This is a genomic window from Nostoc sp. NMS2 (genome assembly GCF_017115105.1).
Taxonomy (GTDB): Bacteria; Cyanobacteriota; Cyanobacteriia; order Cyanobacteriales; family Nostocaceae; genus Nostoc.
Genome location: NZ_JABXKH010000163.1, coordinates 39179 through 56632 on the forward strand (window position 1 = coordinate 39179; position 17454 = coordinate 56632).

16 protein-coding genes and 1 pseudogene are annotated in these 17454 nt (G+C 41.8%); 12 read left to right on the plus strand and 5 right to left on the minus strand.

The features are described 5' to 3' along the window. Positions 1-150: 150 nt before the first annotated feature. A complete protein-coding gene (locus HWQ36_RS29910) occupies positions 151-600 on the minus strand; it encodes an NUDIX hydrolase (RefSeq protein ID WP_292709594.1) in 450 nt (149 codons plus the stop codon). A gap of 568 nt (positions 601-1168) precedes the next feature. Then, the gene (locus tag HWQ36_RS29915; protein WP_292709596.1) at positions 1169-2140 is read right to left on the minus strand and encodes an RsmB/NOP family class I SAM-dependent RNA methyltransferase; all 972 of its coding nucleotides are present in this window, start codon (positions 2138-2140) and stop codon (positions 1169-1171) included. 281 nt (positions 2141-2421) lie between these two features. On the opposite strand from HWQ36_RS29915, the gene HWQ36_RS29920 reads away from it, so the two are divergent. Next, on the plus strand, positions 2422-3840 hold the full coding sequence (locus HWQ36_RS29920; RefSeq protein ID WP_292709598.1) for a DUF2157 domain-containing protein: 1419 nt from the start codon (positions 2422-2424) through the stop codon (positions 3838-3840). Positions 3841-3988: 148 nt separating this feature from the next. Continuing rightward, the gene (locus HWQ36_RS29925) at positions 3989-4699 is read left to right on the plus strand and encodes a GDYXXLXY domain-containing protein (RefSeq protein WP_292709600.1); all 711 of its coding nucleotides are present in this window, start codon (positions 3989-3991) and stop codon (positions 4697-4699) included. 185 nt (positions 4700-4884) lie between these two features. Here the strand turns inward: HWQ36_RS29925 and HWQ36_RS29930 are convergent, their stop codons facing one another. Further along, a complete protein-coding gene (locus HWQ36_RS29930) occupies positions 4885-5301 on the minus strand; it encodes a universal stress protein (protein ID WP_292709663.1) in 417 nt (138 codons plus the stop codon). Between the two features lie 89 nt (positions 5302-5390). Between HWQ36_RS29930 and HWQ36_RS29935 the strand changes: the two genes are divergently transcribed. The 5 genes from HWQ36_RS29935 to HWQ36_RS29955 all read left to right on the plus strand — a co-directional run bounded on the left by HWQ36_RS29935 (position 5391) and on the right by HWQ36_RS29955 (position 9685). Continuing rightward, positions 5391-6593: a phosphoglycerate kinase gene (locus HWQ36_RS29935; protein ID WP_292709602.1), complete on the plus strand. Its 1203-nt coding sequence runs from the start codon at positions 5391-5393 to the stop codon at positions 6591-6593. A gap of 137 nt (positions 6594-6730) precedes the next feature. Continuing rightward, a complete protein-coding gene (locus HWQ36_RS29940; RefSeq protein ID WP_292709604.1) occupies positions 6731-7903 on the plus strand; it encodes an AAA family ATPase in 1173 nt (390 codons plus the stop codon). Between the two features lie 11 nt (positions 7904-7914). Continuing rightward, positions 7915-8499 (plus strand): DUF4276 family protein, encoded by a 585-nt coding sequence (locus HWQ36_RS29945; protein WP_292709606.1) that lies wholly within the window; start codon positions 7915-7917, stop codon positions 8497-8499. A gap of 57 nt (positions 8500-8556) precedes the next feature. Continuing rightward, positions 8557-9174, plus strand: coding sequence for an NUDIX hydrolase (locus HWQ36_RS29950; RefSeq protein ID WP_292709608.1), 618 nt, complete (start codon positions 8557-8559; stop codon positions 9172-9174). A 157-nt stretch (positions 9175-9331) separates the two neighbouring features. Next, positions 9332-9685, plus strand: coding sequence for a hypothetical protein (locus HWQ36_RS29955; RefSeq protein ID WP_292709610.1), 354 nt, complete (start codon positions 9332-9334; stop codon positions 9683-9685). Between the two features lie 12 nt (positions 9686-9697). On the opposite strand, the gene HWQ36_RS29960 is transcribed toward HWQ36_RS29955, so the two are convergent. Further along, a complete protein-coding gene (locus tag HWQ36_RS29960; protein WP_292709612.1) occupies positions 9698-11026 on the minus strand; it encodes an ABC transporter ATP-binding protein in 1329 nt (442 codons plus the stop codon). A 206-nt stretch (positions 11027-11232) separates the two neighbouring features. Between HWQ36_RS29960 and HWQ36_RS29965 the strand changes: the two genes are divergently transcribed. The 5 genes from HWQ36_RS29965 (at position 11233) to HWQ36_RS29985 (ending at position 17179) form a co-directional block, all read left to right on the plus strand. Next, entirely contained in the window at positions 11233-12489 is a 1257-nt protein-coding gene (locus HWQ36_RS29965; RefSeq protein WP_292709614.1) for an FAD-dependent oxidoreductase, read from the plus strand. Positions 12490-12871: 382 nt separating this feature from the next. Then, positions 12872-13552 (plus strand): single-stranded DNA-binding protein, encoded by a 681-nt coding sequence (locus HWQ36_RS29970; protein ID WP_366829952.1) that lies wholly within the window; start codon positions 12872-12874, stop codon positions 13550-13552. A 549-nt stretch (positions 13553-14101) separates the two neighbouring features. Beyond that, on the plus strand, positions 14102-14377 hold the full coding sequence (locus HWQ36_RS29975) for a hypothetical protein (protein WP_292709616.1): 276 nt from the start codon (positions 14102-14104) through the stop codon (positions 14375-14377). A 6-nt stretch (positions 14378-14383) separates the two neighbouring features. After that, on the plus strand, positions 14384-14830 hold the full coding sequence (locus tag HWQ36_RS29980) for an HNH endonuclease (RefSeq protein WP_292709618.1): 447 nt from the start codon (positions 14384-14386) through the stop codon (positions 14828-14830). A gap of 414 nt (positions 14831-15244) precedes the next feature. Beyond that, a complete protein-coding gene (locus HWQ36_RS29985) occupies positions 15245-17179 on the plus strand; it encodes an ABC transporter ATP-binding protein (protein ID WP_292709620.1) in 1935 nt (644 codons plus the stop codon). Positions 17180-17244: 65 nt separating this feature from the next. On the opposite strand, the pseudogene HWQ36_RS29990 reads toward HWQ36_RS29985, so the two are convergent. Then, positions 17245-17440, minus strand: a pseudogene (locus HWQ36_RS29990) (IS4 family transposase); the annotation flags it as partial. Positions 17441-17454 lie beyond the last annotated feature (14 nt).

Below are 17454 nucleotides of genomic sequence, written 5' to 3' on the forward strand. Positions count from 1 at the left end.
GAAGGGCTGTAGGGAGTTTCCACTATGAGCGACTAACCAACGCGGAGGGTAAGGACTTTTTTCCTAGTAAAACTTGCTATAAATGATGAATCGCTCACTACGAAGCAGTCCAATTTAATTTTTTTAATTATACTTATATCCTGTCTGTTTCTATATATTACTAGTATCTTGAAATGCACAAAAGTGAGATTTAACCTGGAAAAAACCTTTAAGAATTCGTTTGAGTGAATTAAACTTAACCCACCTAATAGCTGTAGTCACTTCTACCCACTGCCGTTTTCTTTTACTTGCTTCTGGATAATCTTCACTCAGCATCTCAACTGGTAATAAATACATCTTGACACGATAACTTCTGCCTCCTTTGCGGTACTTGTAAGTGCCCAGTTCATTGATGTCTACCTGCCCAATCACCCCTGCTTCTTCCCAAGCTTCTTTGGCTGCTGAAGCAGGCGGACTCATGCCATTAGGAATATCTCCTTTTGGAATCACCCAGTGTTGAAAGTTACGGGTCGTGATTAGCAAGATTTCAACTTTGCCATTGTTTACTCTATAAGGAATCACCCCAGACTGTTTAAGTACTTTGCTAACTTTTCTACTCATGTAATTTGCATCCTGTACGGTTTAGCTTTTTTGTATAATGTTTATTTCAAAAAGTCTAACGCTGATACCGGATAAGTTTTGGTTAAATTTAGATTATAAAAAGGTTAAAAAATTTTTATAACCAATAAAAGTTAATTATTGAAAGTTTTTATTCCCGCCATATCATTTCCATGCAAAACTTGGAAATATCGAAAAAGTAAGTAAATGGGCAAGAATAAATCCAACTATGTTACGCAATATAAAGTTAACTAAATTGGCTCTTAGTAAGTCTCTCTATCCCTAAATACAAAAACCATATATGAGTGTCAATACTTTTCGGTTAAGGCAAGAGACGTGATGAATCGCTGTCTCTACAATAATCAGTCTTTCGTCTTGACGGCGATTTATCACGTCTTTGCGATCTAAAATTTTCATCAAAAAACCTTAACCGAACTGTATTGATATCTGTGGTTTTAATATAAAGTCAACTCACTTAAAAAGTGTACTCCCGATGGCTGATTGACAAATGTAGCACTATTAAAAACATCAAATTTTCTGGCATTAAGCCAGAAGATAGCCAGCAATGTAATTAACTTGACTTTTTAAAATTTTGGTAGATATATAGCGAAGATATTGTATTTAAATCTAATTCTTTATGCTCATCTTCATTTTCATGAGTATTTTTAAATAATACTGTAAACGCACCAGCGCCTAATCTATCTTGAGGAAACATCCGATAACAAGGCATTGTAGTTAAATGCGACTGATATTTAGTTAAATTACTAATTTCCATCGCTTGAAACTGGGGAAATCGTTCCAAAAACCATTCGCAAACTTGCTCATTTTCTTCGGGTGAATATGTACAAGTCATATAAGCTAAATAGCCTTGTGGTGAAACAAGTTTAGCAGAGTTAGCTATAATTCGCTTTTGCCGATTTGCACTCTTATTAATAGCAGTTGGATGAAAACATCCGGGTGCTTTTTCACCTTTAGCAAGTAAAGATTGCCCAGTACAAGGAGCATCTACTATTACTAGGTTGCTTGAGTAGGGAAACATTTCGGCAAATATACTCGAATCTCTATTAACTACTGCACTAGGGCTAATCTGGCAACGCTTCAAATTAGAAATTAGCATCCCTAGACGTTTGCCAATTACTTCATTACTGATAAGTAATTCAGGTTGTAAAGCTTTCCAAGCGAAAATACTTTTACCTCCTGGTGCGGCACACATATCAAAAACTAAACGCACTGACTGAGGAATTGCTAACAAAGTAGTAGCTGCAAATACTGAGGAGAAATCTAAACAATAGAAATATCCTTGTTGATGCAAGGGATGCTGGCCGGGTTTTTCTCCCAAGCATAAACGGTCTATAAATTGTGGTTGCCAATAGGTTGGTGTTTTTACTGCTAAAGGCGAAATCTCTAGTTTTTCTTGACACCAAAGAATACTGGGTGAAAAAGGCTGAGGATTCATTAAAGCCTCTATAAATTTTTCTTGATCATCTAGATTAGCGAACAAACGCCGTGAGACTTTAAGTAATAAATTAGAAGGTTTTTCCATCTGGATATATAAATAATAAAAATTTTCAGAAATCAGACTAGAGATGCAATTGTGTGGAAATCAATATGAAAAATGATCCTTATTAATTAATTACGAATTACGAATTACGAATTACGAATTACGAATTACGAATTACGAATTACGAATTAGGTTGTATCAAAATCCAAATCAAACTGTTACACAAGAACAATGTAATCAAGCCTTTTGGCTTCATACTCAAAATATAATGACCGCCATTCAGAACGCAATGGCCAAGCTACCCCACTGCACCGGAGAAGGTCATGTTCTTAGATAGTTTTCCGCAAAAGTTACGCAAAGAAGCACAATTATGGAGGGATGAAGGATTAATTAGTTCTTCGCTGTATGAGCAAATAGCAGAACGTTATCAATTTAAAAACCTGGAAGCTGCTGTACGCGATCGCAATAAAGCAATAGCGATCGCTATAGGCAGCATCCTTTTATGCTTAGGCATAATTACCTTTGTATCAGGAAACTGGCAAGGAGGATCGCGAGAAGTCAAATTTATTCTGATGATGAGTTTGTTTTTTGCGATCGCGATCATCGGTTTTTACACCTGGATAACACCTGAAGGGAAGAAGCCGCAAAAAAGTAAACGCTTACTGGGAGAAGGTTTGCTCATTTTAAGCGCCTTCATTTTCGGCGCAAATTTACTGCTGATGGCCCAAATGTTCAATATCGCCGGTTCAACTTCCCAACTTTTTCTCGCCTGGGGGTTGGGTGTTGTAGTGATGGCCTTCGGTTTGTGCATAAATTCTTTAGGAATTTTGTCAATTATCCTCGTGGAAATCGGGTATTGGACGGGATTAGAAGACTTATGGTACGCTTCAGGTGAGTTAACTTGGTCGCGGTTAGTGGTGCAGCATTTGCCTTTATTGGCATGGCTAGTGTTTGTCCCCTTAGCCTACTTCTGCCGATCGCGTTGGATTTTTGGTCTAGCAGCCTTTGTTTTCGCTAGTTCCTTACAAGCTAACCTTAATCCTCTGCCACTGCTGAATTATGCTGATATAGCGCCTTGGGTGGCATCTTTTGCTTTTGTACTCCCACCTGCATTATTCTGGAGTTATGACGATCTGCTGTTTCCAACCATAAATTACAGGTTGTTTCAATCTCTGGCCCGTAATTTAGCTTTGGTAAGCTTTGGTGTTGTCTTTTACGTTCTGTCTTTTCGTTGGGTTTGGGAATCTTCAAATTATGGTTATAATCAGCCAACGAACTTGACAAACTTGTTCCAGTCTCTGCCGATCATCGATTTGGGGATTCTCAGTGGCTTGGCGGTCTTGCAATGGTTATTTCTACTGCGTCAAAGAAATAATCCTCCGCGCCGCGAAGTGATTTTCACAACTGCTGTTATTGGTACTTTTCTTGCCTTTATTGCCATAGTACCTTTTTGGCATCAAACTATCAGTCGGATTGATGAACTTGGTGTTTTTATTTTCAATGTACTTCTAGCAACATTAGCCTGGGGACTAATTCAAGAAGGATTGAAATTAAGCAACAGAAGTTCCTTTTGGGGCGGTATGCTGTTAGTGACACTGCAAATTATCAGTCGCGTGCAAGAGTACGACACCGACTTACTTTTCAAGTCTCTAGTCTTTATCTTGTGCGGTTCCGCTTTAATTAGTGCTGGACTCTGGTTTGAACGCCGCCTACCTGGTGGTAGCTCTGCAAGTAAAAAGTAGTGCAAATTCAGAATTCAGAATTCAGAATTCAGGAATCTCCTCCATCATCAAAATCTCTGTGCGTCAAAATTTTTAAAGTTTCTCTGCGTTAGTCCTAATCTCGTTACTTTTGACCTCCTCAATTCCTCTGCTTTTTAGGACTACGCTCATGACTAATAGTTCTTCTGAATCTAAAAATAAAACCTTGTCTCCCGAAGCCGAGTTCTCCAGTAAGGTGACTTTTCGGGATTACTTGATTGCTACTGAACAAAAATCGAATAAGCCCTTACCTTTTTGGCGGTTACTAGCTCCCCTGGCGCTGCAAACAGGGTTAATTATGGCAGTTCCAGCCCAAGCCGTTTATACAGATGTGACAGGTAAAACGGTGATTTTGCAAACCGTACCTGTAGACCCGAATAATGTATTAGATGGTAACACCTTAGCGCTAGATTACAACATATCCCGTCCCGCAAATTTGAGGAGATTACCTGGTTGGCAAACATTAGTCAGCAAAGGTCGGGGAAGCGGCAGAAGATTGCCTGAAGGAACCAATATCTACGTGACTTTGCAAGAGCAACTATCCTATGGTAATGGTGTTCCTAGAGCTTGGAGACCGTTACGAGTAAGTAGCGATCGCCCAACATCTCTAAGAGCCAATCAGGTAGCCTTAAAAGGTGTTTATCAGGATGGTTCCGTTAACTACGGTTTGGAAACCTATTACATTCCAGAAAACCAACGCCAGCAGATTGCCAACGATTTGCGAACCCAACGCGCCCGCAGAGGACAAGTACCCCCCATTGTGGTGAAGGCGAAAGTAGATCCACAGGGTAAGGCAGTTCCAGTTAGTATGTGGGTGCGCGATCGCAACTATCGCTTTTAAGCTCTTAGGCAAAGCGTGTAAATATGCAAGATTTGTCTCCAAAGTTCTGAGCGTCATCAGCCGACACTCAGAATTTTCTGTTTGTCATTAGACTTTTCCGAAAAAGAATGTAGAGACGTAGCAATGCTACGTCTCTACAAGGTTTTGCATAAGGCATAATTAATTTCTGGAGACACTGACTACTACTAAGGCACAATCAGCACTGGGCAAGGGGAAAGGTTAATCACGCGAGTTGTCACACTATCATCCGCTCCCTCTTCAGTCAAGCCTAGCCCCCGGCAGCCCATGATAATTAAATCGGCCCCGATTTCATCCGCGACATCGCAAATAGTAAAAGCTGGTTTACCTTTCCTTTCCAGGATTTCGGATTGAATTCCTTGCCCGGAAAATAAAGATTGGGCATTTTCCAGCAGTTTAGCAACTACTTCTGGTGACACCATCGGATCTGCACTAGGCGCATCTGTGGCATCTGGAGACGGTTCTTCTACCACAGACAGCAGCACCAAGCGACTGCTGTACTTTTTAACTACGTTGGTAACAACATCAGCAGCTTCCCGCGTTTCCCGACTTTGATCGATAGGAAATAGTACTGTCTTAAATATCTCTGTCACTTGGGTACCCCTGACTCCGGTAAAATCTTGATGGTTCTACTTTCAAAACAATAACAAAAAGGCAATCAGGAGAGTTTGGTGTGTCCAAAAAAAGTTTAGCAAGTTTATCTTCAGCTGATATATCTGGGAAACGTGCCTTAGTGCGGGTTGACTTTAATGTGCCTGTGGACGATCAAGGCAACATTACCGACGATACTCGCATTCGCGCCGCTCTACCAACCATCCAAGATTTAACGCAGAAGGGTGCTAAAGTCATTCTCGCAAGTCATTTTGGCCGTCCCAAGGGTGTGGATGACAAATTACGCCTAACTCCCGTTGCCAAGCGTCTCTCTGAGTTACTGGGGCAAGAAGTCATTAAAACTGATGATTCCATTGGCGATGAAGTTGCAGCGAAAGTTGCCGCTTTGCAAAATGGCCAAGTGCTATTACTAGAAAATGTCCGTTTTTATCCAGAAGAAGAGAAAAACGACCCAGAATTTGCCAAAAAATTGGCAGCTAATGCTGATTTTTATGTAAATGATGCTTTTGGTACTGCACACCGCGCCCATGCTTCTACTGAAGGTGTAACTAAATTCCTTAGCCCTTCTGTGGCTGGATATTTGGTTGAGAAGGAATTGCAATATCTGCAAAACGCTATTGAAAATCCCCAACGTCCTTTGGCGGCAATTATTGGCGGTTCCAAAGTTTCCAGCAAAATTGGCGTAATTGAAACCCTGCTGGAGAAGTGCGACAAGCTGATTATTGGCGGTGGGATGATTTTCACCTTCTACAAAGCCCGTGGTTTGAATGTTGGTAAGTCGTTGGTAGAAGAAGACAAGCTAGAACTAGCGAAGTCTTTGGAAGCTAAGGCTAAAGAACGGGGTGTTGCTTTATTGCTGCCCACAGATGTAGTATTGGCAGATAACTTTGCCCCTGATGCCAATTCTCAAACCGTTAGCATTGAGAATATCCCCGATGGTTGGATGGGTTTGGATATTGGGCCAGACTCGGTGAAATTTTTCCAAGATGCCCTTGCAGATACCAAAACGGTAATTTGGAACGGGCCAATGGGTGTATTTGAGTTTGATAAGTTTGCGGTAGGTACGGAAGCGATCGCTCATACTCTCGCTGAAATCGGTAAAACTGGTACAACCACCATCATTGGCGGCGGTGACTCAGTAGCGGCTGTGGAAAAGGTTGGTTTAGCAGACCAAATGAGCCACATTTCCACCGGCGGCGGCGCTAGCTTGGAGTTACTTGAAGGTAAGGTATTACCTGGAATTGCAGCTTTAGATGATGCTTAAGAAAATTAGCCCTTAAGCTATTGAAAAAATCTGGTAGTTTTTGATAATTGTGGTAAGGGTGCGGTGTACCGTACCCTTACTATATTTATTAGCATTTTTGGCAACGATACCACCAGAGTTGTGGAGGTGAAAGTGTAGTGGCAAGAATTGAAGAAATTTCAGTCAAAAACTATAGGGTTCTCCAAGATGTCACCCTAAAAGATATCAAACCTTTTTCCGTTTTCCTTGGCCCTAATGGTAGTGGCAAAACTACTTTTTTTGATGTGATAGGTTTTCTTTCAGATTGCCTTACTACTAATGTTCGCAAAGCCTTAGAAAAGCGAGGGAGATTTCAAGAAGTTATCTCCCGCGATTGTCAAGGTCAAGAAATTAAAATTGTAATTCAGTATCGTGAAGATAATAACTCTCCTAAAATCACCTATACAGTTGCTATTGCTTTACAAAATGGAGCGCCAATTGTTTCAAGGGAAACTCTCAAATGGAGGCGTGGTTCTCATGGACAACCATTTGATTTTCTGAAGTTTGAAAATGGGGGAGGTGAAGTAATTAGTGGTGAAAATCCCGAAATTAATGATAAAAGAATTCACTATCAAATGGATGACCCCAGTTCCTTGGCTATTAAAACTATAGGTCAATTATCAGATAACCCACGTATTGCTAGTTTGCGCCGTTTTATTGAGGGATGGTTTCTATCTTATTTTATACCAGATCAAGCTCGTCAGCTAGCGACTGCTGGCGCAATGGAACATCTCTCTCGTGAAGGAGACAATATTGCTAATGTAGTTCAATACCTTGCTGATGAACATCAAGAAACTTTATCTAAAATTTTGAAGTTACTGGCTAGCCGTGTTCCCCAGTTAGAAAAAGTGGAGTCGGAGCCAACAATTGATGGTAGACTGGCTCTTTTATTTAAAGATGCACCTTTTAGTAAGCCATTTTTAGCAAGGTTTTCCTCAGACGGAACGCTAAAGTTACTGGCATATTTAATATTATTAAATGACCCTAATCCTCCTCAGCTACTTTGTATTGAAGAGCCAGAGAATGGACTGCACCATAGAATTCTTGACTCATTAAGTGAGGAAGCTCAGGCTTACTCGCAACGCGCACAAGTATTTGTTTCTACCCACTCCCCATTTTTTGTTAACACAATAAAAGATGCTAGACAACTCTGGATTTTCCAACGCGATGACAAGGGTTATGCAACTGTTACAAGGGCTGACAAAATCGATGATGCTAAACATTTTATAGAATCCCAAGCAGGCTTAGGTGATCTCTGGTCTGAGGGATATCTTAGAGGATTACCTTACTAGTAGTAGCAATTATGCACATAGAGTTTTTAGTAGAGGAACCTTCAACTGAAGTTGCTTTAAATTTTATTGTCCCTAAAATTATAGGTGATACTCATACGCTGAAAATTCATAACTTTCAAAATAAAGGTAGACTTTTAAAAAGACTGCCTGAGCGGATGAAATCTTATGCTAAATTTGTACCTGATGACTGGCGGATCGTGATTTTATTAGATGAAGATAGAGCTGATTGCCAAGAGTTAAAGAGGAAACTTTGTGATGCTAGCAGTGTTGTGACTAAACAAAAAGGAAATATTGTTCTCCATAGAATTGCTGTAGAAGAACTGGAGTCATGGTTTATAGGTGACGTAACAGCAATTAGGGCTGAATATGAAAAGATCCCAGTTTCTTTATCCCAGCAAGCCAAATTTCGGAATCCAGACACTATTAAAGGTGGTACATGGGAGCAACTAGATAAGATCCTCAAAAAATATGGTTATGAGACAGGTTTACAAAAAATCGACTTTGCTGAGAAAGTTTCTCCCCACATGGATGTAGAAAACAACCTCTCTAAAAGTTTTCAGATTTTTCGAGATGGACTAAGAAGCATCGTCAAATAAAATTTATTAATCAGGTAGTTATTACTTATAATAAATTACACAAATTTGGAGGAAAGTGTGGAAACCAAATGGCTGGAATGGGCGCAAAAATTACAAGCGATCGCTCAAAATGGTCTAACCTATTCTGAAGGGCCTTTTGATATTGAACGATATAAACAATTACGAGAGATCGCCACAGATATTATGGCGACTTACTCGAATGTAGAACACAGCTATATCCTCGATTTATTTAGCCGTGAAGAAGGATATGCAACTCCCAAAGTTGACGTGCGGGCGGCAATTTTCCGTGATGATACTATATTGTTAGTCAAGGAAAAAGCAGACGGTTGCTGGAGTTTACCTGGTGGATGGGCTGATGTTGGCGAGTCGCCCAGTGAAGTAGTTGTGAAAGAAGTATATGAAGAATCTGGATATCAAGCACGCGCTATTAAATTACTAGCAGTTTATGACAGAAACAAACAGGGACATTCCCCGTTGCCGTTTTATGTGTATAAACTGTTTTTTAAATGTGAACTTATTGGTGGTTCTCCATTATCAAGTATTGAAACTGAAGATGTCGGTTTTTTCTCTGAAGATGCTTTACCAGAACTTTCTATCGGACGGGTGACGACAGCACAAATTACCCGGCTTTTTCAACATTATCGCCAACCAGATTTACCGACAGACTTTGATTAAAATAATTCGTAATTCGTAATTCGTAATTCGTAATTCGTAATTAAGTTTTGCATTAGCGTTCGCGCAGCGTCTGGGGATTTTAACCCCACCACAAAACTTGTCGCGCAATATAAGCGAGGAACTTAGTACAGGTTTGCGTAAAAGCGTAGCGTTTTTAATGCAAGCTAATGCATTAACAATGCAAGCCAATGCGTTAACAATGCAAGCTAATGCGTTAACAATGCAAGCCGATGCGTTAACAATGCAAGCTAATGCGTTAACAATGCAAGCTAATGCGTTAACAATGCAAGCTAATGCGTTAACAATGCAAGCTAATGCGTTAACAATGCAAGCTAATGCGTTAACAATGCAAGCTAATGCGTTAACAATGCAAGCTAATGCGTTAACAATGCAAGCCGATGCGTTAACAATGCAAGCTAATGCGTTAACATTGTTGGGTATTGCCAAAATTAATTCGTTACGAATTAATGAAATGCTGTACTTAGACCCCTCAAAAATGTTAACCAATTAGACGCGGATACTTTTAAGGAAATATTGCTAACTCTGTTTCTGGGTCAAAAAAGTGAATTTTCTCTGGAGTTAGCGATAACCATAATTGCTCACCAGCTTGTACAAAACGGTCTGGGGGAATTCGCACTTGTAGGTAATTGGCTGTAGTGGCAGGCTGAGAACCAGGTTCGGCAATCTTAACAGCGAGAAAGGAATCGTTACCGAGATTCTCTACCAAATCTACTTGCACTGGTAAATTTTTGGTGGCAGGCATACTCAAGTTCAAGTGTTCTGGACGAATCCCTAAAATTAGAGTTTTCCGATCGTATTTTTGTAGGGCATTTCCCCAAACTTGTGGGAGGGTAAAACGAAACTGAGAATGCGTAATCAACTGAGGGGCTTGAAATTCTACAGGAATAAAATTCATCGGTGGTGAACCAATGAATTCTGCTACAAAAAGATTGGCAGGGCGGTTGTAAAGTTCTAGGGGAGAAGCTACTTGTTGAATTTTACCCTCGGACATAATTGCAATGCGATCGCCCATTGTCATCGCTTCTGTTTGATCGTGGGTAACGTAAATTGTCGTTGTCCCCAGTTGGCGCTGCAATTTCACAATTTGGGCGCGGGTTTCTGCTCGCAATTTTGCATCTAAGTTAGAAAGCGGTTCATCCATTAAAAATACTTGAGGGTCACGCGCGATCGCTCTTCCCAATGCAACCCGTTGTCTTTGTCCCCCAGATAGCTGTTTGGGTAAGCGATTCAGCAATGTTTCAATTTGTAACAGTTGAGCAACACTACGCACCTGTTGATCCACCGCCCGTTCTTTGTCAGAAATGTAGCGTAGTCCTTTAGGTAACTTTCTTGTCGCACCTACGAAGAGATTTTCTGCCCACGTCCGAAGATAAGGGGATGAGGGGGATGAGGGAGTATTTTCTCCTCTGCTCCCCTGCTCCTCTGCTCCCCTGCTTCCCCTACGGCGTAACCCAAAGGCGATGTTGTCATACACCGTCATGTGGGGATAGAGGGCGTAATTTTGAAATACCATTGCGATGTCGCGTTCTTTGGGTGGTAGGTCATTGATTAAGCGATCGCCTACCCAGATATTACCGCCAGTCATCACTTCTAAACCAGCGATTAACCGCAGCAAGGTGCTTTTCCCACAACCAGAAGGGCCCACCAGCACCATAAACTCGCCATCTGCGATCGTCAGGTTAATCCGCCGCAAGACGTTAACACTTCCTGCACGTTCTTGTGCATCAATTTTCTCCCCAGACGTAGGGGAAGATTGGTTTTGTAAGGAAACACTTTCCCCTTTACGTGAGGAAAAACTTTTATAAACGTTTTCTAAAATAACTTGAGACACAATGACTAACAACTAATGACTAATGACCAATACTTCGGCTTACCTCGACTTCGCTCGGCACAAGTCGCTCAGTACAAGTGACTAATGACCAATGACAGTTTAGCGCCAATAATACATGTTCAGGGTAAATACGAAAAGTAAAAAAAACAGCTTGCACCATCAAAAGCAAACTACCCTAGATTTTAGGGCTATTAGGAGGTGTTGTTATGACTACCGATATACCTAAAAATCTTTCCCAAGACTCAAGTATTAACGCTGTCCATGACATTGTAGACACACAAACCACAGATTGTTGCATTGTGGGTGGGGGGCCAGCCGGAGTAGTTTTGGCGCTGTTGTTAGCGCGTCAAGGCATTTCGGTGATGCTGTTGGAAGCACACAAAGACTTCGATCGCGATTTTCGCGGTGACACGATTCATCCGTCGGTGATGGAAATTATGGAAGAATTGGGACTTAGCGATCGCTTGCTAAAACTTCCCCATGCCAAAATGCGCCAAATTAGGTTTAAAACTCCTCAAGATACTGTCACATTGGCAGATTTTAGCCATCTGAAAACCCGCTACCCCTACATTACAATGCTTCCCCAGGTAAAATTCCTGGAGTTCATCACCCAAGAAGCACAAAAATATCCAAGTTTCCATCTGGTAATGGGTGCGAATGTGCAAGAATTAATTACCGAAAATGGCGTAATTCAAGGTGTCCGCTATCGGGGAAGCGGTGGCTGGCATGAAATCCGGGCAATACTGACGGTGGGTGCAGACGGTCGCCACTCACGTTTACGCCACCTGGGTGAGTTTGAATCCATCGAAACCTCACCGCCAATGGATATCCTTTGGTTTCGCTTACCGCGTCAGCCAGGAGACCCAGAAGGGGGAATGGGGCGCTTTGGTAAAGGTAAAATCATGGCCATGCTTGACCGTGGTGATGAGTGGCAAGTTGCATATATCATCCCCAAGGGAGGCTATCAACAACTGCGGGTTGAGGGTTTGGAGGAGTTAAAAAAATCTATTGTGGAAGTAGTGCCAGAATTCCAGCAACGCATCCAAAATTTACACGATTGGTCACAAATAGCTTTTCTTTCAGTGGAGTCCAGCCGCGTCAAACGCTGGTATCATCCCGGACTGTTACTCATCGGTGATGCGGCTCATATAATGTCTCCTGTGGGTGGAGTTGGCATTAACTACGCGATTCAAGATGCTGTAGTCGCAGCGAATGTACTCAGCAAACCGCTCAAAAATCGACAAGTACAACTTAGCGACCTAGCAAAAGTACAACGTCAACGCGAATTGCCCACACGCATCATTCAGGCATTTCAAACTTTTATCCAAAAGCGGGTATTTGCCCCGGTTCTCATCTCAAAAAGCACCTTTGTACCACCTGCGTTTTTGCGCTTACCCATCTTGCGCGACCTCCCAGCCAGGTTGATCGCCTTGGGTGTTTTTCCAGTTCACGTCAAGACTTAAATTTTTGCCAATAATTTTTTCTATTTCTGAAATGGGTGGTACAATTATACTACTCAATGCAGAATTGAATGCTCAATTTAGTCAAGCGAGGGTGGCGGACGGCATACTTGATGCTGTTCAAAGCGATCGCTTGGCTTTTATGCTAGAAAGGACTAGAAAGAATTCAGCACCCAGGAGTCAGAAGTCAGAATTGATAAGGAGTTTAGTATGATTGGTATATTCATTCATCAAGTGTTATTCTGACTCCTGAATTCTCTTAGAAAATTTGTTCAAATATTATTAAAAAATGCGAACAATTAAACATATCTAGATATTAATTGGCACTACATAGAAAAACCCCCTCTTTTTCAACCAGTACTTTTTGCAGTCAGGAGTAATTTTAATGAACAGCTGCGTTTTGATGGCGGAAATTATTAACGAACCACAACTCCGCTATACAGCCGATAATTTGGGAGTTACGGAAATGCTGGTGCAGTTTCCCAATTCCCTGAAACCAGAAGATCCGCCAGCCACCCTGAAAGTTGTCGGCTGGGGGAATTTAGCGACAGAAATCCAGCAAAACTACCACCAAGGCGATCGCGTCATCCTCGTAGGACGTTTAGGCATGAATACTGTTGAGCGTCAAGAAGGTTTTAAAGAAAAACGCGCTGAATTGACAGTACAACAAATTCAACCTGTTGGAGGTAGTTTTAATACCGATCCATTGCCTTCGGCAACCGTAACTCCATCATTTACTGAAACTACTCCACGACAAACATCTTCAGCATCTCGTCCTCCACAAAAAGACGTTGACACTTACGAGTCACCACGTCCAGCACCTACCCCGACTGCAAATCCTGTTGGCGTTGCTCCCCAAACGACAAATTACGAACCCGTACCCCAATCTACAAATTATGAACGAACTACTTATCCAGCAGTGAAAGTAGAAGAACCAGATCCAGATGATATTCCCTTCGTGCGCTCCGTTGATTCCAGAACTGCTTCATCTGGCTTGCTTGATTTCTACGAAATCGAAAGCCAATGCCCGCAGATAGGAATCAGTCATAACTTCAAGTTTATCTAGCTTGAGTTTGACTAACTTGTTTACTGTGTGAGTGTAATTCTCACCGCCTTGGTATCAAGTTGATACATAGCCCAGTTTAGGAGAATTGGCACCCCTGCTAAATCGGTGCATGGGCTAAAAGCTGGTAACTTAAAACCGCGTTAGGAACCCCAGCGAGTATAGATAGATATGGTTACGAGAGAAACCTGTGGCTGAACTGTCGTTATGTTGAAGTAGCCAAAAGCGGTTGATAGGCTGCAACCAAAAGGTGATGGTGAAAGGTCTTGCATGGTGAATGGATTGCAGTTACGTGACGAGTTTCAAATTCTACAAATAGCCATCCTTTAGGGTGTGCTATTTTTTTATATGTGTTGACGCTTGACATCTTGTTGTAATACATTTTACCTACTTTTATTTCACTCATTCTCCTAATACCAATTTGAAAAAATAGTGCGGCACATAGATTGACATAACCGAGAAAAAGAAGTCGATTTCCAATCCAATATCTAAAATCAAAAATGGTGTAAGCTACAATCAAAATTACTCATAGATTAATTTCCTGGCACTGCCATGACCATTTCTCTACCACCGAAACTCAATAGTCTTCCAACAACACTACCCATTGATGGCGCGGTTCGGATTGATTTGGAAGAAGGTATTCCAGTTTTTCGAGCATCCAGTACTGTTCAAAGTCGTATTGAAGAATTATTAGCAAAACAGCAAAAAACTTCACTTAGTGCAGAAGAAGAGAAAGAACTGGATTGCTACGAAGAAATTGATGACTACCTAAGCTTTGTAAATCGCACAATTCGTAATTTGTCTGTTGCTCCAAATCAACAAGCATAATAAATTGTGTCTTTTCGTAGCAAGATTTCTGAATCTATACAAAAGCAAGTACGTCAACGTGCTAAGTACCTGTGTGAATACTGTCATGCATCTGAACAATGGCAATATGTGCAGTTCACGGTAGATCATATTATGCCGTTGTCATTAGGTGGAACAGATAATTTAGAAAATCTGGCGTTAGCTTGCTTTCACTGCAATCGCAGGAAGACAAATCGGCTTACAGCAACTGATCATCAATCGGGAGAAGAAGTTTTACTGTTGAATCCGCGACAGCACATTTGGAGTGAGCATTTTATCTGGTCTGCGGATGGACTGTTAATTGGGAGCATCCACTTTTGGAAGAAACACCGGGCGATTGGAAATCGCGGCTACACAAACGAAGTCCGCCTTCGCGGACTCTCTGAAACCCGCGAAGGCGGGTTTAGTTTGTATAGCCCCAGACTTCTAGTCTGAGGGCGATCCGCCAAAACGGGATGCTCCCTGTTAATTGTTGGTTTGACACCTATTGGACGAGCAACTGTCACTGTATTAACTTTAAATCGGGAACGGGTTATCAATATTTCGTGCAGCTGATAAAGAAATTGGTCGCCATCCACCAATAGACGATCGATTCAAAGAAAAATTGATACAAGCGAGTAAGGGATAGTGCCCTCACAACATTTTTGCGAGGATACCATAGTCCAATGAAGATTTGCAGAAGTCACAAGCAGTTGCACATCGCAAATGTGTGTATATTGTGTAAGTATGTAATGTTAGTTGTGGGTGAAAAACTGCTAAGGAGCATAAAAACCAAATTTACCGACATAATAGATCAAAACTCTTGTTAAAATCCAAATAATTTTAAGTTAGAATTCCTACCCAACTCCTATGAGAGAAACTGTCCTAGAGGTTCACAATCTACAAGTTGAATTTCCCGGTGATGGCAACACTGACAAAGCTTTGGATGGTATATCCTTTGGGCTGCATCGAGGTGAGACTCTCGGAATAGTAGGAGAATCGGGGAGTGGGAAATCAGTGACAGCCCTAGCTGTGATGGGTTTGTTGCAAAGTCCTGGTATAGTGACTGGCGGTGAAATCTGGTTTCGTCCTCAAGAGAATGGCAACCCTATAGATTTGGTAACATTGCCTCCTGAGCAAATGCAGTTACACCGGGGTGGCGATATCGCCATGATTTTTCAAGAACCGATGAGTTCGCTTAATCCGGTTTATGACATTGGGTTTCAGCTAACAGAAGCGATTATGCGGCATCAAAATGTGTCAGCAGCCCAAGCAAGACAAATTGCGATCGCAGGTCTGCAAGAGGTAAAGCTTCTACCTAGCGATGAGGAGATCCAACAGCAGTATACCGAAACTTGGCACACTTCGACACCCTTCGACAACGCTCAGGGCAAGAAGCTCAGTGACCATCAAACTAACAGCAATTCATCGAAACCAGAACCATCAAAGTTGGCCCAGTTGGTTAAAGAACACAAAGAAGCCATGCTGGAACGCTACCCTCATGAACTTTCTGGGGGTCAGTTGCAACGGGTAATGATTGCAATGGCAATTTCTTGCAACCCATTAATCTTAATTGCCGATGAACCAACCACAGCTTTGGATGTGACGGTGCAAGCCACAATTTTGGACTTGTTGCGAGAATTGCAGCAAAGCCGTGATATGGCAATGATTTTCATCACCCACGACTTGGGGCTAATTTCAGAAATTGCTGACCAAGTAGCGGTGATGTATAAAGGCAAGGTTGTCGAATCTGGTACTTCTGAACAAATTTTCAGCAGTCCCCATCATCCATATACTAAAGGTTTGATAGCTTGTCGCCCCACACTCAACCGCCGTCCCCAAAAATTACTCACCGTTTCTGATTACATGAGTACAGAGGAGACAGCAACAGGCCAAGTGATAATTCAGGCGAAAGAACCCGCACAACCCATAGAAGTGACCACCGAAGAGATTGCTGCAAGATTGGCAAACTTCAATGAATTGGAACCCCTGCTGCAAATCCGTAACCTGAAAGTTGGTTTTCCAGTGCGTGGGGTGTTTGGTGGGACAAAACGCTACAACATGGCAGTTAATGGCGTTTCTTTCGATGTCAAACCAGGAGAAACACTAGGTTTAGTGGGAGAATCTGGTTGTGGTAAAACCACCCTTGGTAGAACCTTGCTGCGCTTAATTGAACCGATGAGTGGTCAAATTATCTTTGAGAAACAAGATATTACTAGCCTCAAAGGAGAACCGTTGCAAAAACTGCGGCGGGAAATGCAAATAGTCTTCCAAAATCCTTTTAGTTCCCTCGACCCACGGATGAAGATTGGGGACGCGGTGATGGAACCGTTGTTAATTCACGCTGTTGGTAAGACAAAGCAACAACGACGGCAGCGAGTAGCCGAACTCTTAGAAAGGGTGGGATTGAGTGCAGATGCAATTAACCGCTATCCTCATCAGTTTTCTGGCGGTCAACGCCAACGGATTTGTATAGCCCGTTCTTTGGCGTTAAATCCTAAGTTTATCATCTGCGATGAATCTGTTTCGGCGCTGGATGTTTCAGTACAGGCGCAGGTATTAAATCTTCTCAAAGAGTTACAGTCAGATTTTCAGCTTACTTATATCTTTATTTCTCATGATTTAAGTGTAGTGAAATTTATGAGCGATCGCATTTTAGTCATGAATCGCGGTCAAATTGTTGAAGAAGGCACAGCCGAAAGCATCTACTTGGAACCCAAAGAGGAATACACGCAAAAATTAATTGCTGCAATTCCTACTGGTAGTGCTGAACGGGTGCGAAGTCGTCATCTACGGGCTTTATAGAAACAGAATTCAGGAGTCAGGACGGGCTAAACGCCCCGCTATCGCTAACAGAATAATGCCTTTAATTTGTCAAGTTTTAAGTGCATCTTTAAAAACTTCCACAAGAGTTCAACTCCCCAACGTAATCGATAAATATCCCTAATTTCATCATCATGAACAGCTGCATCTCCCGACTCTGGTAAATTAGTCACATTAGCGTTATTCAGTTTTAGTTTCTAAATCACAAAAATTAATGACTCTATAGGCTTGAGCAACCTCAGATGTAATTGATATTA

Bases quoted from the DNA above. Each gene is read 5' to 3' on its own strand.
- HWQ36_RS29910 (WP_292709594.1), bottom strand. From the start codon at position 600: ATGAGTAGAAAAGTTAGCAAAGTACTTAAACAGTCTGGGGTGATTCCT.
- HWQ36_RS29915 (WP_292709596.1), bottom strand. From the start codon at position 2,140: ATGGAAAAACCTTCTAATTTATTACTTAAAGTCTCACGGCGTTTGTTC.
- HWQ36_RS29920 (WP_292709598.1), top strand. From the start codon at position 2,422: ATGTTCTTAGATAGTTTTCCGCAAAAGTTACGCAAAGAAGCACAATTA.
- HWQ36_RS29925 (WP_292709600.1), top strand. From the start codon at position 3,989: ATGACTAATAGTTCTTCTGAATCTAAAAATAAAACCTTGTCTCCCGAA.
- HWQ36_RS29945 (WP_292709606.1), top strand. From the start codon at position 7,915: ATGCACATAGAGTTTTTAGTAGAGGAACCTTCAACTGAAGTTGCTTTA.
- HWQ36_RS29955 (WP_292709610.1), top strand. From the start codon at position 9,332: ATGCAAGCTAATGCATTAACAATGCAAGCCAATGCGTTAACAATGCAA.
- HWQ36_RS29965 (WP_292709614.1), top strand. From the start codon at position 11,233: ATGACTACCGATATACCTAAAAATCTTTCCCAAGACTCAAGTATTAAC.
- HWQ36_RS29970 (WP_366829952.1), top strand. From the start codon at position 12,872: ATGAACAGCTGCGTTTTGATGGCGGAAATTATTAACGAACCACAACTC.
- HWQ36_RS29975 (WP_292709616.1), top strand. From the start codon at position 14,102: ATGACCATTTCTCTACCACCGAAACTCAATAGTCTTCCAACAACACTA.
- HWQ36_RS29985 (WP_292709620.1), top strand. From the start codon at position 15,245: ATGAGAGAAACTGTCCTAGAGGTTCACAATCTACAAGTTGAATTTCCC.